This is a genomic window from Paenirhodobacter populi, assembly GCF_004022215.1.
Classification (GTDB): Bacteria; Pseudomonadota; Alphaproteobacteria; order Rhodobacterales; family Rhodobacteraceae; genus Rhodobacter; species Rhodobacter populi.
Genome location: NZ_SAUZ01000020.1, coordinates 17,039 through 34,623, shown reverse-complemented (window position 1 = coordinate 34,623; position 17,585 = coordinate 17,039). Strand labels below are relative to the sequence as shown.

18 protein-coding genes are annotated in these 17,585 nt (G+C 65.6%); 7 read left to right on the top strand and 11 right to left on the bottom strand.

Going from position 1 to position 17,585, the window contains the following annotated elements; translation table 11 throughout:
* Window positions 1-6 precede the first annotated feature (6 nt).
* Window positions 7-663, top strand: a complete 657-nt coding sequence (locus D2T30_RS16625; RefSeq protein ID WP_128209799.1) for a peroxiredoxin — start codon at window positions 7-9, stop codon at window positions 661-663.
* Window positions 664-832: 169 nt separating this feature from the next.
* Here the strand turns inward: D2T30_RS16625 and D2T30_RS16620 are convergent, their stop codons facing one another.
* From D2T30_RS16620 to pnp, 4 genes are all read right to left on the bottom strand, one after another.
* Window positions 833-1,663 (bottom strand): glycosyltransferase family A protein, encoded by an 831-nt coding sequence (locus tag D2T30_RS16620; RefSeq protein WP_128209798.1) that lies wholly within the window; start codon window positions 1,661-1,663, stop codon window positions 833-835.
* Window positions 1,656-2,441, bottom strand: coding sequence for a hypothetical protein (locus D2T30_RS16615; RefSeq protein WP_128209797.1), 786 nt, complete (start codon window positions 2,439-2,441; stop codon window positions 1,656-1,658). The genes D2T30_RS16620 and D2T30_RS16615 overlap by 8 nt, the downstream gene beginning before the upstream one ends.
* A 31-nt stretch (window positions 2,442-2,472) precedes the next feature.
* On the bottom strand, window positions 2,473-3,540 hold the full coding sequence (locus tag D2T30_RS16610) for a glycosyltransferase family 8 protein (protein ID WP_128209796.1): 1,068 nt from the start codon (window positions 3,538-3,540) through the stop codon (window positions 2,473-2,475).
* Window positions 3,541-3,668: 128 nt separating this feature from the next.
* Window positions 3,669-5,822, bottom strand: a complete 2,154-nt coding sequence (gene pnp, locus D2T30_RS16605; protein WP_128209795.1) for a polyribonucleotide nucleotidyltransferase — start codon at window positions 5,820-5,822, stop codon at window positions 3,669-3,671.
* 282 nt (window positions 5,823-6,104) lie between these two features.
* Here pnp and D2T30_RS16600 point away from each other — a divergent pair, with 282 nt between their 5' ends.
* Window positions 6,105-7,511, top strand: a complete 1,407-nt coding sequence (locus D2T30_RS16600; RefSeq protein ID WP_164884328.1) for a PQQ-dependent sugar dehydrogenase — start codon at window positions 6,105-6,107, stop codon at window positions 7,509-7,511.
* A gap of 63 nt (window positions 7,512-7,574) precedes the next feature.
* On the opposite strand, the gene rpsO is transcribed toward D2T30_RS16600, so the two are convergent.
* The 6 genes from rpsO to rbfA form a co-directional block, all read right to left on the bottom strand.
* Window positions 7,575-7,844 (bottom strand): 30S ribosomal protein S15, encoded by a 270-nt coding sequence (gene rpsO, locus D2T30_RS16595; protein ID WP_128185093.1) that lies wholly within the window; start codon window positions 7,842-7,844, stop codon window positions 7,575-7,577.
* Window positions 7,845-7,977: 133 nt separating this feature from the next.
* Window positions 7,978-9,024, bottom strand: coding sequence for a calcium-binding protein (locus tag D2T30_RS16590; protein WP_164884327.1), 1,047 nt, complete (start codon window positions 9,022-9,024; stop codon window positions 7,978-7,980).
* A gap of 90 nt (window positions 9,025-9,114) precedes the next feature.
* Entirely contained in the window at window positions 9,115-9,657 is a 543-nt protein-coding gene (locus tag D2T30_RS16585) for a DUF1643 domain-containing protein (protein ID WP_128209792.1), read from the bottom strand.
* A 43-nt stretch (window positions 9,658-9,700) separates the two neighbouring features.
* Entirely contained in the window at window positions 9,701-10,612 is a 912-nt protein-coding gene (gene truB, locus D2T30_RS16580; protein WP_128209791.1) for a tRNA pseudouridine(55) synthase TruB, read from the bottom strand.
* 140 nt (window positions 10,613-10,752) lie between these two features.
* Window positions 10,753-11,481, bottom strand: a complete 729-nt coding sequence (locus tag D2T30_RS16575) for a phosphodiester glycosidase family protein (protein WP_380730478.1) — start codon at window positions 11,479-11,481, stop codon at window positions 10,753-10,755.
* Window positions 11,471-11,899: a 30S ribosome-binding factor RbfA gene (rbfA, locus tag D2T30_RS16570; RefSeq protein WP_128209789.1), complete on the bottom strand. Its 429-nt coding sequence runs from the start codon at window positions 11,897-11,899 to the stop codon at window positions 11,471-11,473. The genes D2T30_RS16575 and rbfA overlap by 11 nt, the downstream gene beginning before the upstream one ends.
* Before the next feature lie 95 nt (window positions 11,900-11,994).
* Between rbfA and dapB the strand changes: the two genes are divergently transcribed.
* Complete coding sequence (gene dapB / locus D2T30_RS16565; RefSeq protein WP_128185081.1) at window positions 11,995-12,804, top strand: 4-hydroxy-tetrahydrodipicolinate reductase; 810 nt, start codon at window positions 11,995-11,997, stop codon at window positions 12,802-12,804.
* A gap of 302 nt (window positions 12,805-13,106) precedes the next feature.
* Here dapB and D2T30_RS16560 read toward each other — a convergent pair whose 3' ends face one another.
* Entirely contained in the window at window positions 13,107-13,283 is a 177-nt protein-coding gene (locus D2T30_RS16560) for a DUF1674 domain-containing protein (protein ID WP_128185079.1), read from the bottom strand.
* A gap of 75 nt (window positions 13,284-13,358) precedes the next feature.
* Here D2T30_RS16560 and D2T30_RS16555 point away from each other — a divergent pair, with 75 nt between their 5' ends.
* The 4 genes from D2T30_RS16555 to D2T30_RS16540 all read left to right on the top strand — a co-directional run bounded on the left by D2T30_RS16555 (window position 13,359) and on the right by D2T30_RS16540 (window position 17,523).
* Complete coding sequence (locus D2T30_RS16555) at window positions 13,359-14,630, top strand: RsmB/NOP family class I SAM-dependent RNA methyltransferase (protein ID WP_128209788.1); 1,272 nt, start codon at window positions 13,359-13,361, stop codon at window positions 14,628-14,630.
* 143 nt (window positions 14,631-14,773) lie between these two features.
* Window positions 14,774-16,360, top strand: a complete 1,587-nt coding sequence (gene purH / locus D2T30_RS16550; RefSeq protein ID WP_128209787.1) for a bifunctional phosphoribosylaminoimidazolecarboxamide formyltransferase/IMP cyclohydrolase — start codon at window positions 14,774-14,776, stop codon at window positions 16,358-16,360.
* Window positions 16,361-16,411: 51 nt separating this feature from the next.
* Window positions 16,412-16,924 (top strand): signal peptidase II, encoded by a 513-nt coding sequence (gene lspA / locus D2T30_RS16545; RefSeq protein WP_128209786.1) that lies wholly within the window; start codon window positions 16,412-16,414, stop codon window positions 16,922-16,924.
* 68 nt (window positions 16,925-16,992) lie between these two features.
* Complete coding sequence (locus D2T30_RS16540; RefSeq protein WP_128209785.1) at window positions 16,993-17,523, top strand: DUF3035 domain-containing protein; 531 nt, start codon at window positions 16,993-16,995, stop codon at window positions 17,521-17,523.
* Window positions 17,524-17,585 lie beyond the last annotated feature (62 nt).

The window sequence follows — 17,585 nt, the reverse complement described above, 5'->3', positions numbered from 1 at the left end:
TCTCCGATGGGTCTGCGCATCAACGACACCGCCCCCGATTTCACCGCGAATTCGACGGCCGGCGAGATCAGGTTCCACGACTGGCTCGATGGCCATTACGCCATCCTGTTTTCGCATCCGCGCGATTTCACCCCGGTCTGCACCACGGAATTCAGCGCCGTCGCGCAGCTCGCCCCGGAATGGGCGAAGCGGAACACCAAGGTGATCGGCGTCTCGGTCGATACCGTCGCGGAACATGAGAAATGGAAGCACGACATCGAGTCGCTCGCCGGCAACCCGGCCGACTTCCCGATCATCGACGACACCTCGCTGACCGTGTCGAAGGCCTATGACATGCTGCCCGCGGACTACTATCTGCCGACCGAGGGCCGCACCCCGGCCCATTCGGCCACCGTGCGCACCGTCTACATCATCGGCCCGGACAAGAAGATCCGCCTGACGATTTCCTACCCGATGTCGGTCGGGCGCAACTTCGCGGAAATCCTGCGCGCGCTCGATGCCGTGCAGGCGACGGACGGCAAGCCCTTCGCCGCGCCCGCGAACTGGGTGCCCGGGCAGGACGTGATCCTCGCGCTCTCGGTCTCGACCGAGGATGGCGAGAAGAAGTATGGCCATGTCGAGACGAAACTGCCCTATCTGCGTTTCGTCAAGCTGCCCGCCTGAACCGACTGTTGCCGAGGGGGCGCCGCCCCCTCGCCCGTTCCGGGCTCACCCCCGGGATATTTATGGAAAAACGACGGCAGAGCGATTTCTCCCATCATCTTTCCTTAAATATCCCGGGGTGAATTTTGCCGGCAGGCAAAAGAGGGGCAGCGCCCCTGCGCCCTCTCCGTCAGCGCGGCGGTGGGCCGAAATGCGCCGTCAGCGCCGCGATGGCCCGGTCGTTTCCCGCCCCCACGCCCAGATTTCCGGCCCGGAGGCTCTGTTCCTGCGATCCCGGCCATTCGATGATCCGCATCGGCGCGCCGACATGGCGCACGATGCTGCCCGCGCGCCGCGCCATCCAGTAGAGCCAGACATCATCGGCGCTTGGCGCAAGTTCCATGAACAGATCGGCCCGCCCCGCCTCGGGCGCGAGGCTGCCGGGCGGATAGAGCACGCCGCCGACGCCGGTGCCGAAAATCTCCGGCCCCTCGACCGCGCCGGCGATGTTCTTGTCCCAGCTTTCATAGGGGGCGAGCCCGCCTTCGGGCAGCCATTTCACCCGATGTGCGCGATGCGAGACGATCCGCCCCGGATGCGCCCGTGCCACATCGGCCAGCCCGGCGAGCCAGTCCGGCCCGTAATACATGTCATCATCCGCCGTGACGATCGCCGCCCCGGGGAACTCCGCCAGCGCGGGCGCGAATTTCGTGTAGGAGCGCAGATTCTCGCAAGAGCGGATCTCCAGCCCCTCGGATTTCAGCGCCAGCACATCGGCGGGCAGCGCTTCCAGATCCGGCTCCGCGATCCACAGGATCACCCGGTCCGGCTGCACGCTTTGCCGCAACAGCGCCCTGAGCGTGATCGCCAGCACGGGATAGCGCGGCGGGTAGGATGTCAGCGAAACGATCAGCGGCACCGCCAGCCCATGCGGGCGCGACACCACCTGCCGCGCGGCGATCTCCCGCAAAGCACGCGACACCCGCCAGCGCCGCTTCAGCGCGCGGAACCAGTCAGCCACGGCCCTGCTCCCACAGCTTGCGCAGCCAGCTTACGTCGCCGATGCGGCGATACCATTTCTGCCCGCCGCCGCGCAGAGCCACGTCCATTTTCGGATTGCCGGCAAAGACCACGATCTTCGCCCCCGGCGGCAGCGTGGGATCGCGGAAATAGCTGGAGAACCCGCGCGGCACGCAATCGTTCTTGAAGCTGACACACCAGCCCCTGGGCCAGTAGTTCAGATGCCCGTGCGCGGCCAGCTGCGCCGACTGGAACTGCTGGCTGATTTCATATTTCGCCGTTGCCGCCGCCGGATCGGCCAGAAAGGCGTCGAGGATATAGGCATGCTCCCCCACCCGGTAGCGGAACACCGAGGAATTGCCCACCGAATGCAGAAAGGCATCGCGTTCCGGATTCACCCGGCGCAAGGGCTTTGCCCGGAACAGATCGTCGTCGCGGATGATGTAGAAATCGCCCGGCAGGTCGAAGAACGGATCAAGGCTGTCGACGATCACCTGATCGAGATCGAGGAACAGCGCCGTCCCCTCAAGCCCCAGATCGCGGCGGAACAGCGCCAGCTTGCGCCAGCGCGAGTCCTTGTGCCCCGGCGGCAGGCCAAGATCGGGCAGAGGCAGCGCCTCCACGCCCTCATCCAGCCCCGCCGCATCGTCGGTGAAGCAGATGAAGCGATGCGGACGGGCCAGATTCTCCCGCACCCCGCGCGCCAGATTGTTCACATAGTCGGGGCCATAGAGCGTGCCCCATTTCATCGTCAGGATCAGGACGGGTTCTGCATGCATAGAATCGACTTCCAGAGATTATCCAACCTATTCAATAGTCGGATGCTACTTTGACATAACGTCCGTTGAACTCTGGCTCACCAGAACGTTGCGCCCGTATCCCAGACAGGTCATCTGCATAGCATCCCGTGCTTGCTCGTTCATTGAATCTGTCCCTGAACCGATCTGAAAGTTCCCGCCATTTACGAAGCTCCTGACGCTCGCGACGGGACGGAACACCGATAGATGACAGCCATCTATAAATGTGGAATTTCATCTTGCGGACACTTTTCACAGGAACTTTCCTGCAATACTTATCCGGGTTGAAACCTGCATCTTTCAAGTTCTTTGCGAAGGCTCGAAGATAGTATGGATCCGTCGGCGACGCATACTCCTCCTGAATGCCCCACCAAGGCTTCTGCGAACGGCAAAGATGCACGAAAATCGGTTGAATGGAGCGAGTCAGACCAAGTTCCAACACATGCGCCTGAAAATTAAAGCGCGGACTGATCTCGGTCCATTGTCCATCAAACAGCCAATTCAGAAAATCCTGATCGAACGTCTTGGCCGTCGGATGCTTGCGAAAATATTCCAGCAAAAGCCTCCCAAAGTCATATTCGGAAAATTTCTTTGGATCTATTAGAAGAACTCCAGAATTTGCATACCGACCCGATTTTACGCCAATAGTATCGAACCATTCTCCGCGCGTCATACCCTTGAATACATGCGGAACCTTGTCCAGTGTTGCGATATCAGCAACCATTCCCAGACCTGACGGCAACGGCACGGACCAGATCCGATGATCCGCCCTCATCGAGAGTATATCGACATCCACGTAGATCAGGCGATCATACTGCTTCAGGAAGCTCGGTACGAAAAGGCGCAGATAGACAATATTGGGCCATTTCTTGTCGCCGGGGAGTCCTGCCGGAAGAAGAGGGGACAATCGATCATAGTGATAGAATACCCCGGGCGACAAAACTTCCGTGATATCAATCGAGGGATCTTTCCGCTCAATGAATAAATGGACGTCCACGCCCCACATTCGATGAAGATGGAGCGCCTGAGCACTTGCAACATCGGCAAGCCGGTCATCCGTCACAAGATAGATCGCGTTCATGGCTGTCTCCCCCTGCGGCTGCGAACCTGCGGATGGCGTGACTGGGTTCGCATCATATCATTCCCCGCTATCACAACAAAAAACGACCCCGGATGTTCCGGGGCCGTTTCCGACAAGCGCAGAATTGCTCAGGCTTCAGCGCCTTCGCTCTTCTCTTCCTTCTTTTCCGGGGCGATTTCCGCGCCGGTGTCCTGATCGACCATCTTCATGCCGAGCCGGACCTTGCCGCGATCGTCGAAGCCCAGAAGCTTGACCTTCACTTCCTGACCTTCCTTCAGCACTTCGTTCGGGTGGTTCAGGCGCTTGTTGGCGATCTGGGACACGTGGACCAGACCGTCGCGCTTGCCGAAGAAGTTCACGAAGGCGCCGAAGTCGACCAGCTTCACCACCTTGCCGGTGTAGATCTTGCCTTCTTCCGGTTCCGCCACGATCGACCAGATCAGGTCGTAGGCCTTCTTGATCGCCGCCGCATCCGAGGACGCGATCTTGATCATGCCGTCGTCGTTGATGTCGACCTTGGCGCCCGAGGTTTCCACGATCTCGCGGATCACCTTGCCGCCCGAGCCGATCACTTCGCGGATCTTGTCGGTCGGGATCTGCATCGTCTCGATCTTCGGCGCATATTCGCTGAAGCCCTGCGGCGCGGAAATGGCCTTCGACATCTCGCCAAGGATATGCATCCGGCCATCCTTCGCCTGCGCAAGCGCCTGCTCCATGATCGCCGGGGTGATGCCCGCGACCTTGATGTCCATCTGCAGCGAGGTGATGCCGTTCGACGTGCCCGCGACCTTGAAGTCCATGTCGCCGAGGTGATCCTCGTCGCCGAGGATGTCGGTCAGAACCGCCCAACGGCCGTCGTCTTCAAGGATCAGGCCCATCGCCACACCGGCGACCGGCGCCTTCAGCGGCACGCCCGCATCCATCATCGACAGCGAAGACCCGCAGACCGTCGCCATCGAGGACGAACCGTTCGATTCGGTGATCTCCGACACGACGCGGATCGTGTAGGGGAAGTCGGTCGGCGCCGGAAGCACCGCCTGCAGCGCGCGCCATGCGAGCTTGCCGTGGCCGATCTCACGCCGGCCGGGCGAACCCACGCGGCCAACCTCGCCGACCGAATAGGGCGGGAAGTTGTAGTGCAGCAGGAAGTTCGAACGGAAATTGCCGTTCAGCGCGTCGATGATCTGTTCGTCGTCGCCGGTGCCGAGCGTGGTCACCACCAGCGCCTGCGTTTCACCGCGGGTGAACAGCGCCGAGCCGTGGGTGCGCGGCAGGACCGTGGTTTCCGAGGTGATCGGGCGCACCGTCTTGTTGTCGCGGCCGTCGATGCGCGCGCCACCGTTGATGATGTCGCCGCGCAGGATCGCGCTTTCCAGCTTCTTGATCGCCGAACCGAGGTTCTTGTCCGCCAGATCGTCTTCCGACAGCGAAGTCTTGACCTTCTCGATGGTCGCGGCGATCGCATCCTGACGGGCCAGCTTGTCGCGGATCGCGAAAGCGGCGCGCATGTCTTCCTCGCCCGCGGCCTTCACCTTGGCGTAGAGGTCGGAATAATCCGGCGGGGTGAAGTCGAAGGGTTCCTTCGCCGCATCCTCGGCCAGCGAAACGATCAGGTCGATCACCGGCTGCATCTGTTCGTGGCCGAACTTGACCGCGCCCAGCATCTCGTCTTCCGACAGCTCATAGGCTTCGGATTCGACCATCATCACCGCGTCCTTGGTGCCCGCGATGACCAGATCGAGCCGCTGCTCCGGGTTGTTCCGGAGGTTGACCATCTCGTCCATCTTCGGATTCAGGACATAGGCGCCGTTCTTGAAGCCGACGCGGGCCGCCGCGATCGGGCCCATGAACGGCACGCCCGAAATGGTCAGCGCCGCCGAGGCCGCGATCATCGCAAGGATGTCCGGGTCGTTTTCAAGGTCGCACGACAGGACCGTCGCCATGACCAGAACTTCGTTCTTGAAGCCGTCGACGAACAGCGGGCGGCAGGGACGGTCGATCAGGCGCGAGACCAGCGTTTCGCGTTCGGAGGGGCGGGCTTCACGTTTGAAGAAGCCACCGGGGATCTTGCCGGCGGCGTAGTATTTTTCCTGGTAATGCACGGTCAGCGGGAAGAAGTCCTGGCCTTCCTTCGCCGTCTTGGCAAAGGTCACGTTGGCCATGACGGAGGTTTCGCCGAGCGTGGCGATGACCGAGCCGTCGGCCTGACGGGCGACCTTGCCCGTTTCCAGCGTCAGCGTTTCACCGCCCCACTGGATCGATTTTTTCGTAACGTTGAACATTCAGCGTATCCTATCTGGAGGCACCCACGGGCCCATCCCGTGTCCCCCGGTCATATGGCGGCCCCATTGCCGCCGCCCCCATCCTTTGCATGCGCCCGGGGGCCGAGGGCGTCACATCGCAGATGGCGATGGCCCATACACGAAAATACGGCCTTTGGAAAGCACGGAGATTGGGCCGCCGCGGCCATACACGCGGCATTTCGCCCGGATGAGCGCGAGGGACGATTGACAGACGGTATCGCACCCCTGAATTCTGAGCCCATCCTTTTTACGGAATCCATCATGACCATTCGATTTCACGCAGTATCGCTCGCTGCTCTGTGCCTGTTTTCCCCCGTCCTGCCCGCCCATTCCGCCACCCTCGGGCCAGCCGCCGTGCTCGACATCGGCCTGACTGTCAGCGTCACCCAGGTCGGAACATTCGCCGCACCGGCGGGAACCAACAACTACGCCTCCCCCGTCACCATTGGAGACCATCTCTATATCGTCAACCAGCGCGGCGGCACGCTCTCGATCCACACCGGCGACGGCACGATGACGAGCGTGATCTCCCCTTCCGGCGGCATCCCCGAAGGCGTCTCGCCGACCGGAGCGAACGCGCTTGTCAACATCGCCGGGGCGGACGGACGCATCTACGTCGCCTATACCTCCTCCATACTGCCAACAGGGTTCGCGAATGTCGAAGCCTTGCCGGAAGATCCGAAATACGGGACCGTCTCGACCTATCAGCTCGTCTATTCCTACACCCAGCAGGCGGACGGATCACTGACCGATCCGCAGCCGCTTGCCGCCTTCGAAACCTCAACCGTCTCCGGTGGCCATTTCGGCGGCGGCATGCTGGTGCTGCCCGACGGCAATCTGCTCATCGCGCGCGGAGACAATCTTGGCGGCAACGATTACGGCGGAACCGGGGCGCAGGCGCCGGACAACACGGTGGCCAAGCTGCTCATCGTGGACGGCACCTCGGGCGAGGTCACCGTGGCCGCGACGGGCGTGCGCAATGTCCAGCAGCTGATCTACGCCGACAACAGCCGGACCACGATCGCCTTTGCCGATATCGGCTGGCGCGCGGCCGAGGAAATCAACGTCATCGACACCGCGACCCTGACCGACACCACGACCGTCGAGAATTTCGGCTGGGGCATCGCCAGCGACGGGCTGGCCCGCGAGGGCACCTTCTACGTAGGTTATGACGGCACCGGCACCAAGGAACAGAACGCCGCAATTCTGGGCGAAGCGCCGCTGGGGGAGGAAGGCTTTCTTCAGCCCTATGCGCAGTTCACCCGCGAGGGCGGCACCTTCGACAGCTATTTCGCCAGCTCCGGCCCCATCGCCTCGGATATCTCCTTCAGCAGCATCGGCTTTCTCTTTGCGGATCTGGGCACCGGCAACCTTTTCGCCACCCTCGCCGATGCCAGCGAAAGTGTGCTGAATGATGTTTACAAGGTCTGGGTGCAGAGCCCGACGGGCGCGCTCGTCTCGATGTATGAGTATCTGGGGAATCGCAGGCCGGACCTGCGCTTCTTCACCTTCGCCGACGGATCGGTCGGAGCCATCTCGGAACGGTTCGGCACGATCTACCGCATCACCGAGGTTTCGCTGCCAGCCGTGCCGCTGCCGGCGACCGGCGGCATGCTGCTGTCGGCGCTGGCGGCCGGGGCGCTGCTGCGGCGTCGCGCCCGTCGCTGACCCACAAAAGCAGAACGCCCGCGTCTTGCGACGCGGGCGCCCGGTCTTCGGAAGGTCCGCAGTTCAGCGACGCAGGCCGAGACGCTCGATCAGCGACTGGTAACGCGCCACGTCGTTCTTCTTCAGGTAGTCGAGCAGCTTGCGCCGTTGCGCAACCAGCATCAGAAGGCCACGGCGGGAGTGGTTGTCCTTCTTGTGGATCTTGAAATGCTCGGTCAGGTTGGCAATACGGGTCGACAGCAGCGCGACCTGGACTTCCGGCGAACCGGTGTCACCTTCCTTGGTGGCATATTCTTTCAGAATGCGGTTCTTGTCTTCGACGGTGATCGACATCGGGATCTCCTTTTTCAGGGGTGGATGGCGCAAGCCGGGATGTCGTCCAGCAAGGCCCGTTGAGTCCGCCGTCTCCGGCAGATGGCTGCCCATAAGGGAAAACCGCCCGGATGGGAAGCCCGATTCGCAGGCTTCAGCCGGCGATGGCGGCGAATTCCGCGGGCCGCATCAGCAGCAGATCGCCCGGGGTCAGGTCCGCGCCATGCAGCACCTCGGCCAGACGGTCGCCGTTGACGGTGATCCAGCGCGCATCGCCCGCGCCCGCCTCGATGCCGAGTTCGGGCGGCTCCTCCCCGTCCCAGAGCACGACCAGACGATCCTCTCCCTTGGTGAAATCGGCGATGGTCGCGGGATGCGCCGGGTCGATCCAGTCGCCGATGGCAAAGTCGTCCGCGCCCTCGTTGCCGCTGGCCCGGTCGTCCGACCCGGCGATCAGCCGGTCGTCGCCCAGCCCGCCGTTCAGATAGTCGCGCCCGTCGATGTCCTTGCCGTCGACCAGCGCCCTGCCGTCCAGCAGATCGTCCCCCGCCCCGCCCATCAGCGTGTCGTTGCCCAGACCGCCGATCAGCGTATCGTCGCCGTCATTGCCCATCAGCGCGTCATTTCCCGCGCCGCCCCACAGCAGATCGTCGCCCGCGCCGCCCAGCACCGTGTCGTCACCGTCACCCCCGGCAAGCGTGTCGTCGCCCATGCCGCCCGCAAGGTAATCGTTCCCCTCACCGCCCGACAGGCGGTCGTCGCCGGTGCCGCCGTCCAGACTGTCGTCCCCCGCGCCGCCCGTGATGCTGTCGTTTCCCGCGCCGCCGAAGATGAAATCCCGCCCTTCGCCGCCCGACAGCGTATCGTCGCCCTCATAGCCGTTGATCTGGTTGATACCGCCGCCGCCCGAGATCTCGTCATCCCCGAGATCACCCCAGAGCGTGTCGTTCCCCTCCGTCGCGGCGGGCGAGACCGGGCGACCGGGCTCCGGCCAGCCGCCGGTCGGCGCGACCGTCCCCGCCCCGGTTTCGGGCAGGGACGGATCACCGAAACCGGGCAGGTCCATTTCCGCGGGGGAATCGGGCCGCAGCCCGGTTTCCGCGATCCCGTCGGTCTCATCCTCGCCGGTCTTGCCGTCGACGGAAGGGACCAGCGCGATCGTCGCGCCTGCCATCAGCAGGCCCAACAGTCCCGTCATCATGAACATGCCCGCACCCCTTACACTACGGGGCCTGTGTCGCATGAAATCCATGCCCGCCAAAGCGATGGCATGGTAAAGACGCGGCGAAATTTACCTATGGTTAAGCTCGTCCGCGAAGACCCACGGCTCCGGCTGGCGGTCGTAGCCGATATACAGCGGATGCTTCGGCGCGCCCGCCCGCGTCAGGCCAAGGTGGAACAGCTCGCGCCCCGTGCCGCGCAACAGCCGCTCGACCGCCGCACCCCGGCCCAGATGCGCGCCGTGCGCCCCCCAGGCGCAGACGATCCGCGCCCCCGGCCCCTCGGCCCAGGCCACGCTGTCCAGAATGGCGCGGTCGTTTTCCGGCCCGACCGGATCGGGTTGGGCGCGCATCTCCTTGGGGTCCGTCGCGCGCCAGGCAAAGATATTGGTGACGCGGAAGCTGCCGAATCCCAGCGTCCGGGCGCGGCGCTCGCACCGCTCCACGGTCGGGTCGTTCTGCACCTCCGTCGCGGTCGAAGGATTGAGCATCACGAACAGCGCCCGCGGCCCCGACACGTCCCAGACCCGGGTGAGCAGGTAACGATACCTCTCGCAATCCGAATAGACCGCGATTGACGGGGCGTCGCCCTTCACATGCTCCCTGATAATCATTCGTGCCTCTTACCTGTGCGATGGCCTTGTGCCCGGTCCGGGGTCATTCCGGGGTGACGAAGACCCGCGCCGGATGCAGCTCGCCGCCCATGTAACGGCCGACGGCGACGGCGCGGCCGTCGAAGCTCGCCCAGACCTCTTCGCCATATTCCACGTCGCGCGGCGCGATGACCATGCCCGGATTGCCGTGGCGCAGCCGCACCGCGCCCTCGGCCGTCGCCTTCACCTCGGGCAGATCCTCAAGCCCCAGTTCCAGCGGCAGCAGATGCGCATCCAGTTCCGGCGTCCGCGCCATGCGCTCGATATCCTCAAGGCTCAGCCCCTTGTCCGCCTCGAACGGGCCGGACCAGTCGCGCCGCAGCCATTTCACATGGCCGAGGCAGCCGAGTTTACGCCCGAGATCCCGGGCGATGGAGCGCACGTAACCGCCCTTGCCGCAGACCATTTCCAGTTCGACCGTATCCGCATCGGGCCGCGCCAGCATGATCAGGCTTTCGACGAACAGGGGCCGCGCCGCGAGATCCATCGCCTCGCCCTCGCGGGCAAGGTCATAGGCGCGCTCGCCATCCACCTTCACGGCGGAGAACTGCGGCGGCACCTGCATGATGTCCCCCCGGAAATCCGCCAGCGCGGCGGCGATCTGGTCATCCGTCGGGCGCAGGGCCGAGGTCTCGATCACCTCGCCCTCGGCATCGTCGGTATTGGTCGCGGCGCCAAGCGTGATCTGGAAGCGGTAGCATTTCAGCGCGTCGGTGATGTAGGGCACGGTCTTCGTCGCCTCGCCCAACGCGACGGCCAGAACCCCGGTCGCCGCCGGGTCGAGCGTGCCGGCATGGCCCGCCTTCTTCGCGTCCAGCGCCCAGCGCACCTTGCCCACGACCGAGGTCGAGGTCACCCCCGCCGGCTTGTCGACGATGATCCAGCCCGAAATGTCGCGGCCCTTCTTGCGGCCCATGCCGTTCTCCCTATCAGAAGGCCCGCCTGCTACCCCGATCGGGCGCGATGGTCAATCGCGGCGGGGGTGGGACCGTCGCGGCGGGGGCTGTCTGCCCCCGCACCCCCGAGGATATTTATGGAAGAATGAAGGGAAAAGGGTCAGTCCCGCGCGACCATGCCGACGATCGGCCCCATCGGCCAGCCGAAATCGGAACGCCCCTGCGCCGGAACCATCAGCCGCGAGATCGAGCCGTCGAGATACAGCGCATCGCGCGCGCCGAGTTCGTCGCGGAAGAACCGGGCGAGGCGATGGAAGTTCACCGGCCGGTCGGAGATCACGAACCAGGCGGTTTCGCCATCGGGCGAAACGCCGACGCCGTTGCGGATATAGGTGCTGTCGCTGTCGGGGATGAAACGCGGGTGCAGCGCCCCGTCGATCACCAGCATCGGCCCGGATTGGGTGGCATAGCGGCAGGCGGGGCGTTCGGCGGCAAAGCGGCGGCTTTCGATCACCCGCAGCCTGTCGCCCACGCAAAAGACGCCGTTCGGCAGCATGCCGAAATTGCCTTCGCCCGCGCCGGTGACGATCGGGTGATCCTCGCGCCCCTTCTCGACATAAAGCCCGACGGGGCTGCGGTCCGGCGCATACATGCCGCCGTTCATCGCGAAAACCAGCCGTTCTCCCGGTGCCATCAGCGCCTGCAACCGCCCCGGCGTGCCGATCAGCCGCCCGTTGTCATCCCTCAGCCAGACCCGCACGTCATCCGCGGCGGTGGCCGCGCAGACGGTGAAGGGCACGCCCTCGAAGGTGACCGTGCGGCAGGGATCCTCCGCCAGAGCGACACGCGGCACCACCAGCGCGAGCGCGGCGAACAGGCTAGCCCAGATCTTCATCGTCGCGCCGGGCGATGTCGCGCTGCACCGTCTCGTCCGAGAACATCCGGCGCGTCTCGTCCAGCCTGTCGAAGGTCTCATCGATGCGGAAGCGCAGATCGGGCGCGTATTTGATCGTCATCGCCTTCGCCACATGATGGCGCAGCTCGCCCGTGTGACGGCGCAGGGCGGCGAGCATCGCCTCCGCCCCCTCACCGCCAAGCGTGCCGCCGAGAGGGGCGACATAGACCGTCGCCACCTTCAGATCCGGAGAGGTGCGCACCTCCCCCACGGTGATCGAGATCCGGTTCAGGTCCGGATCATGGACCTCGCCGCGAAGCAGCACATCCGAAAGCGTGCGCCGGATGAGTTCCCCCACCCGAAGCTGACGTTGCGAAGGGCCATCGCCCGATGAAAAACGGTTCTTTGCCATATCCCGCACATAGTGCCTTGTGCGGCGCACCGCAACTCGGGCCTTTGCCCGCGACGCCGCAGGGGCTAAGAAAACCTGCAAAGAAGGAGAGAGAGATGGATGATCTGCCGGGAATCGTGATCGCCGGGGCCTCCGGCCGGATGGGACGGATGCTGGTCCGGACGGTTCTGGACTCGGACAAGGCGCGGCTTTCGGGGGCGGTGGTGCGCCCCGGACACGAATGGGTCGGCAAGGATCTGGGCACGGTCATGGGCGGCGCGCCGAACGGCGTGATCGTGACCGATGACCCGCTGGAGGCCTTTGCCGGCGCCCGGGCGGTGATCGACTTCACCACCCCGCGCACGACGCTGGAATTCGCCCGGCTCGCCGCGCAGGCGCGCGTCGTCCATGTCATCGGCACCACCGGCTTCGAGAAGGAACAGCTCATCGCGCTGGAACCCTGCGCGCGGCACGCGGTGATCATTCAGGCGGGCAACATGAGCCTTGGCGTCAACTTGCTGACGGTGCTGACCCGCAAGGTGGCGGCGGCTCTGGATGCCGACTGGGACATCGAGATCGTCGAGGCGCATCACAACCGCAAGGTCGACGCCCCTTCCGGCACGGCGCTGATGCTGGGCGAGGCCGCCGCCGAGGGCCGGGGGATTTCCCTCGAAGGCAATACCGAGGCCGGGCGCGACGGCATCACCGGGCCGCGCAAACGGGGCGCGATCGGGTTTTCCTCGATTCGCGGCGGCGATATCGTGGGTGAACATGACGTGCTTTTCGCCACGGCGGGCGAACGCATAGTGCTTCGCCACATGGCGACGGACCGCGGCATCTTTGCCCGCGGCGCGCTGAAGGCGGCGCTCTGGGGCCTCGACCGCAAGCCCGGGCGCTACGACATGATCGACGTGCTGGGTCTGTGACCTTCGTTCACCCCCGGGCACACCGGACTCTTATGACTTTCGTGTTTCCATAAATATCCCGGGGGTGAGGGCCGAAGGCCCGAGGGGGCTGGCCCCCTGCGCCCCATCCGACGGGGATTCCCGTTCCCGGCGAAAACTCCCACGGATGTGCAAACGGAACGGAAGAAGGGGGGCCAGCCCCCTCTTTGCCTGCGGCAAATTCACCCCCGGGATATTTAAGGAAAGATGAAATGCATAAGAACCGGGGCGTTGGTCTTTGACGATTTCTTCGCGCGCGGTCGTGCGGGGCGGGAAGCGCGGGGTCAGAAATCGATCGCGATGCCCTTCTTTTCCCAATCGCCGTAGCGCACGGGTTCCGGGCCGTCGCGGCCGCCGAGTTCGGCGGGCAGGCCCAGCGGCTTTGCCTTGCGGCGGCGTTCCTCTGCCTCGGCCAGGGCGCGTTGTGCAGCGGGGGGCAGGTCCTTCGGAGTCTCTGTCATGGCGGCCTCCTTGTTTCCGGGATGCACCTGTTATAGGCCGCACGGGACCTTGCAACAAGCCGGAGGACAGCGCCGATGGGCGGGATCGACCTTGCACGCCGCGCCGCCTGCGCGCTTTTGACCGGGGTGACCGAGGAACACCGGACGCTGTCCGAGCAGATCGGCGCCGGGGCGCTGGATGGGCTGTCGCCGCCCGAACGCGCCCGGGCGCAGCGGCTGGCGCAGACCACCCTGCGCAATCTGCCGCGCGCCGACGCGATGCTGAAGCCGCATCTGCGCAAATCCCCGCCGCCCGATCTGCGCGCGCTGCTGCGGCTGGCGGTGACCGAGCTTTGCGCCGAGGATGCCGCGCCGCATGGCGTGGTCAATGCCGCCGTCAGCCTTGCCCGCGCGGGCGGGCAGCGGACGGAGGGGTTCACCGGCCTCGTCAACGCGGTGCTGCGCAAGGTGGCCGAGGCGCGCCCGGCATGGGATACCCTGCCGCCGCCCGCCCTGCCCGGCTGGCTGCGCGGGCGGCTGATGTCGGCTTACGGCAAGGTCGCCGTGCAGCGGATGGAGGCCGCGCATCTGACAGGCGCGCCCACCGACCTGACGGCGAAGGGCGATCCGGCGGCGCTGGCCGCGCGGCTCGGGGGATTGCTGCTGCCGACGGGATCTGTGCGGCTCGCCCCCGGGGCGCATGTGACCGACCTGCCCGGCTATGCCGAGGGCGACTGGTGGGTGCAGGATGCGGCGGCGGCGATGGCGGCGCGCGCGCTAGCCCCGCGGGCGGGCGAAAAGGTGCTGGACCTTTGCGCCGCGCCGGGGGGCAAGACGTTGCAGCTTGCGGCGGCGGGGGCGGAGGTCACCGCGCTCGACATTTCCGCGCCGCGGCTGGCGCGACTGCGCGAGAATCTGGAGCGTTGCGGGTTGCAGGTGCAGACCGTTGCGGCAGATGCGCTGGACTGGCAACCCGAACAGCGATACGATGCGATCCTGCTGGACGCGCCCTGTTCGGCTACGGGCACGATCCGGCGCCATCCCGACCTGCCCTATGTCAAGGATGCCGCCGGGATCAAGGTGCTGGTCGCCCTGCAGGCGGCGTTGCTCGACCGGGCGCTGACATGGCTCGCCCCGGGCGGCAGGCTGGTCTTCGTCACCTGTTCGCTGCTGCCGGAGGAGGGCGAGCGGCAGATCGAGGCCGCGCTGGCCCGTCACCCCAGCCTGCGCTGCACCACGATCGACCTGCCCGGGATCGAGCCCGGCTGGATCACGCCGACGGGTGGGCTGCGGCTGCGGCCGGACTACTGGCCCGATCTGGGCGGCATGGACGGTTTCTTCATCGCCTCGCTGACCTTCACGCGCTGAAAACGCGGCAGATCGTCCCGTCGTGATGGCGCAAACACCAAATTCTCTGGACCTTGGGGCAGGCTCGCGCTAGGCCCCCGACCATCCGCGACAGCGGCGCCCGCGCGCCGCGACCAGACATCTGAGCATAAGGACTGCCAGCCATGACCAGACCCGTCCCCCTCACCCGCGCCCTCATTTCCGTTTCCGACAAGACCGGGCTCATCGACTTCGCGCAGGAGCTTGCCACCCGCGGGGTGGAGATCCTGTCCACCGGCGGCACCGCCAAGGCGCTGCGCGAGGCCGGGCTGTCGGTCGTCGACGTGGCCGAGGTCACGGGTTTCCCGGAAATGATGGACGGCCGGGTCAAGACGCTGCATCCGGTCATCCACGGCGGCCTTCTGGCGCTGCGCGACAACGAGGAACATCTGGCCGCGATGGAGGCCCACAACATCCAGCCGATCGACCTCTTGGTGGTGAACCTCTATCCGTTCGAGGAAACCGTCGCCAAGGGCGCCGCCTATGACGACTGCATCGAGAACATCGACATCGGCGGTCCGGCGATGATCCGCGCGGCGTCGAAGAACCACGCCTTCGTCGCCACCATCGTCGATGTCGAGGATTACCCCGCGCTGCTGGCCGAACTCGATGCCAACGACGGCGCGACCAGCTATGAATTCCGCCAGCGGCAGGCGCAGATCGCCTATGCCCGCACCGCCGCCTATGACGCCGCCGTTTCGACCTGGATGGCCAAGGCGATCAACGAGGAAACGCCGCGCCGCCGCGCCTTTGCCGGCAAGCTCGCCCAGACGCTGCGCTATGGCGAGAACCCGCACCAGAAGGCGGCCTTCTACCTTGACGGCTCGAACCGTCCGGGCGTCGCCACGGCGAAGCAATGGCAGGGCAAGGAACTGTCCTACAACAACATCAACGACACCGACGCGGCCTTTGAACTGGTCGCCGAATTCCCGGTGAACCAGCCCGCCGTCGCGATCATCAAGCACGCCAACCCCTGCGGCGTGGCGACCGGCGCGACGCTGGCCGAGGCCTATTCCCGCGCCTTCGACTGCGACCGCACCTCGGCCTTCGGCGGCATCATCGCGCTGAACCAGACGCTGGACGAGGCCACCGCGAAAGAGATCGCCGCGATCTTCACCGAGGTCGTCATCGCCCCCGACGCGACCGACGAGGCCAAGGCCGTCTTCGCGGTGAAAAAGAACCTGCGCCTGCTGACCACCGGCGCGCTGCCCGATGTGAAGGCGCCGATCACCACCTTCCGGCAGGTGGCGGGCGGCTTCCTCGTGCAGGACAAGGACAACGGCACGATCACCCCGGACGACCTGCAGGTGGTGACGAAGCGCGTGCCCACGGAACAGGAACTGAAGGACCTGCTCTTTGCCTGGACGGTCGCCAAGCACGTCAAGTCGAACGCGATCATCTACGTCAAGGACGGCGCCACCGTGGGCGTCGGCGCGGGGCAGATGAGCCGCGTCGATTCGACCCGCATCGCCGCGCGGAAATCGCAGGACATGGCCGAGGCGATGGGCCTGAGCGAGCCGCTGACCAAGGGATCGGTCGTTGCCTCGGACGCCTTCTTCCCCTTCGCCGACGGGCTGATCACCGCGGCCGAGGCGGGCGCCACGGCGGTGATCCAGCCGGGCGGCTCGCTGCGCGATCAAGAGGTGATCGACGCGGCGAACGAACGCGGGCTCGCCATGGTCTTCACCGGCATGCGGCACTTCCGCCACTGAGCCATCCCCCCGCGCCTGCGGGCGCGGGGTTCCTCAGCACAGGGTGACACCATGCGTCTGACGGCATGGGTCGCGGCGGGGGTCTTCCTGCTCGACCAGATTTCCAAATACATCGTTGTCCATCTGATGAACCTCGACCGCCTGCTGGTGATCGAGGTGCTGCCGCCCTGGCTGAATTTCCACATGGCGTGGAATCAGGGGGTGAACTTCGGCCTGATGGCCGGCGAGGGCGACCTGACCCGCTGGGTGCTGATCGCGCTGTCGCTGGTCATTACCGGCTGGGTCTGGATCTGGGTGCGGCGCGAACGGCATTCGCGGCTGATGCTGGTGTCGGCGGGGCTGCTGATCGGCGGCGCGCTCGGCAATGTCATCGACCGGCTGGTCTATGGCGCGGTGGCGGATTTCCTGAACATGTCCTTGCCGTTCTGGCGCAACCCGTGGTCGTTCAACGTCGCCGATATCGCGATCTTTGCCGGGGCGGTGGGGCTTGTGCTGTTTTCCGGCAAGGGCGACGGCGCGGCGAAAAAGCCCCGCCCGAAATCGGACGCGAAAGCCCGCCGCTGATGCGCCAAGGGGCGTGACGCCGCCGTGCCGATAGGCTAAGAGGGGGCGAAACGGTGATGGAGTGGCCCATGCGCGCGACAATCGGAAAGCTCGGGATCGCAGTGGCGATTGCGGCGCTGGTCGCGGCCTGTGGCGGGGGCGGAGAGCCCAGGCTGATGCATCTGCGCTCGACCGGCGGGCCGGACGAATTCGGCATCCTGCCGACCAAGCCCCTGCAGATGCCGACGAATCTGTCCGAACTGCCGACACCCACGCCGGGCGGCGCCAATCTGACCGACCCGACGCCCGTGGCCGATGCCACCGTGGCACTTGGCGGGCGGCCCGCCGGCACGACGGGCGCGATACCCGCGGCGGATGGCGCGCTGATCGCGCAAGCCTCGCGGCATGGCACGGATGCCTCGATCCGCACGCAGCTTGCGGCCGAGGATCTGGAATACCGGCGCCGGCACAAGCCGCGGCTGCTGGAACGGATGTTCTCGATCAACAGCTATTTCGACGCCTATCAGCCGATGGCTCTGGGTCAGGCCGCGGAACTGGAACGCTGGCGCGCCGCCGGGGCCAAGACGCCGGGCGCGCCGCCTCCGGACGACATGAAATAGCCGCGGAACGCTTGGCTGCCTTCGTTTTTCCATAAATATCCCGGGGGTGAGGGCCGCAGGCC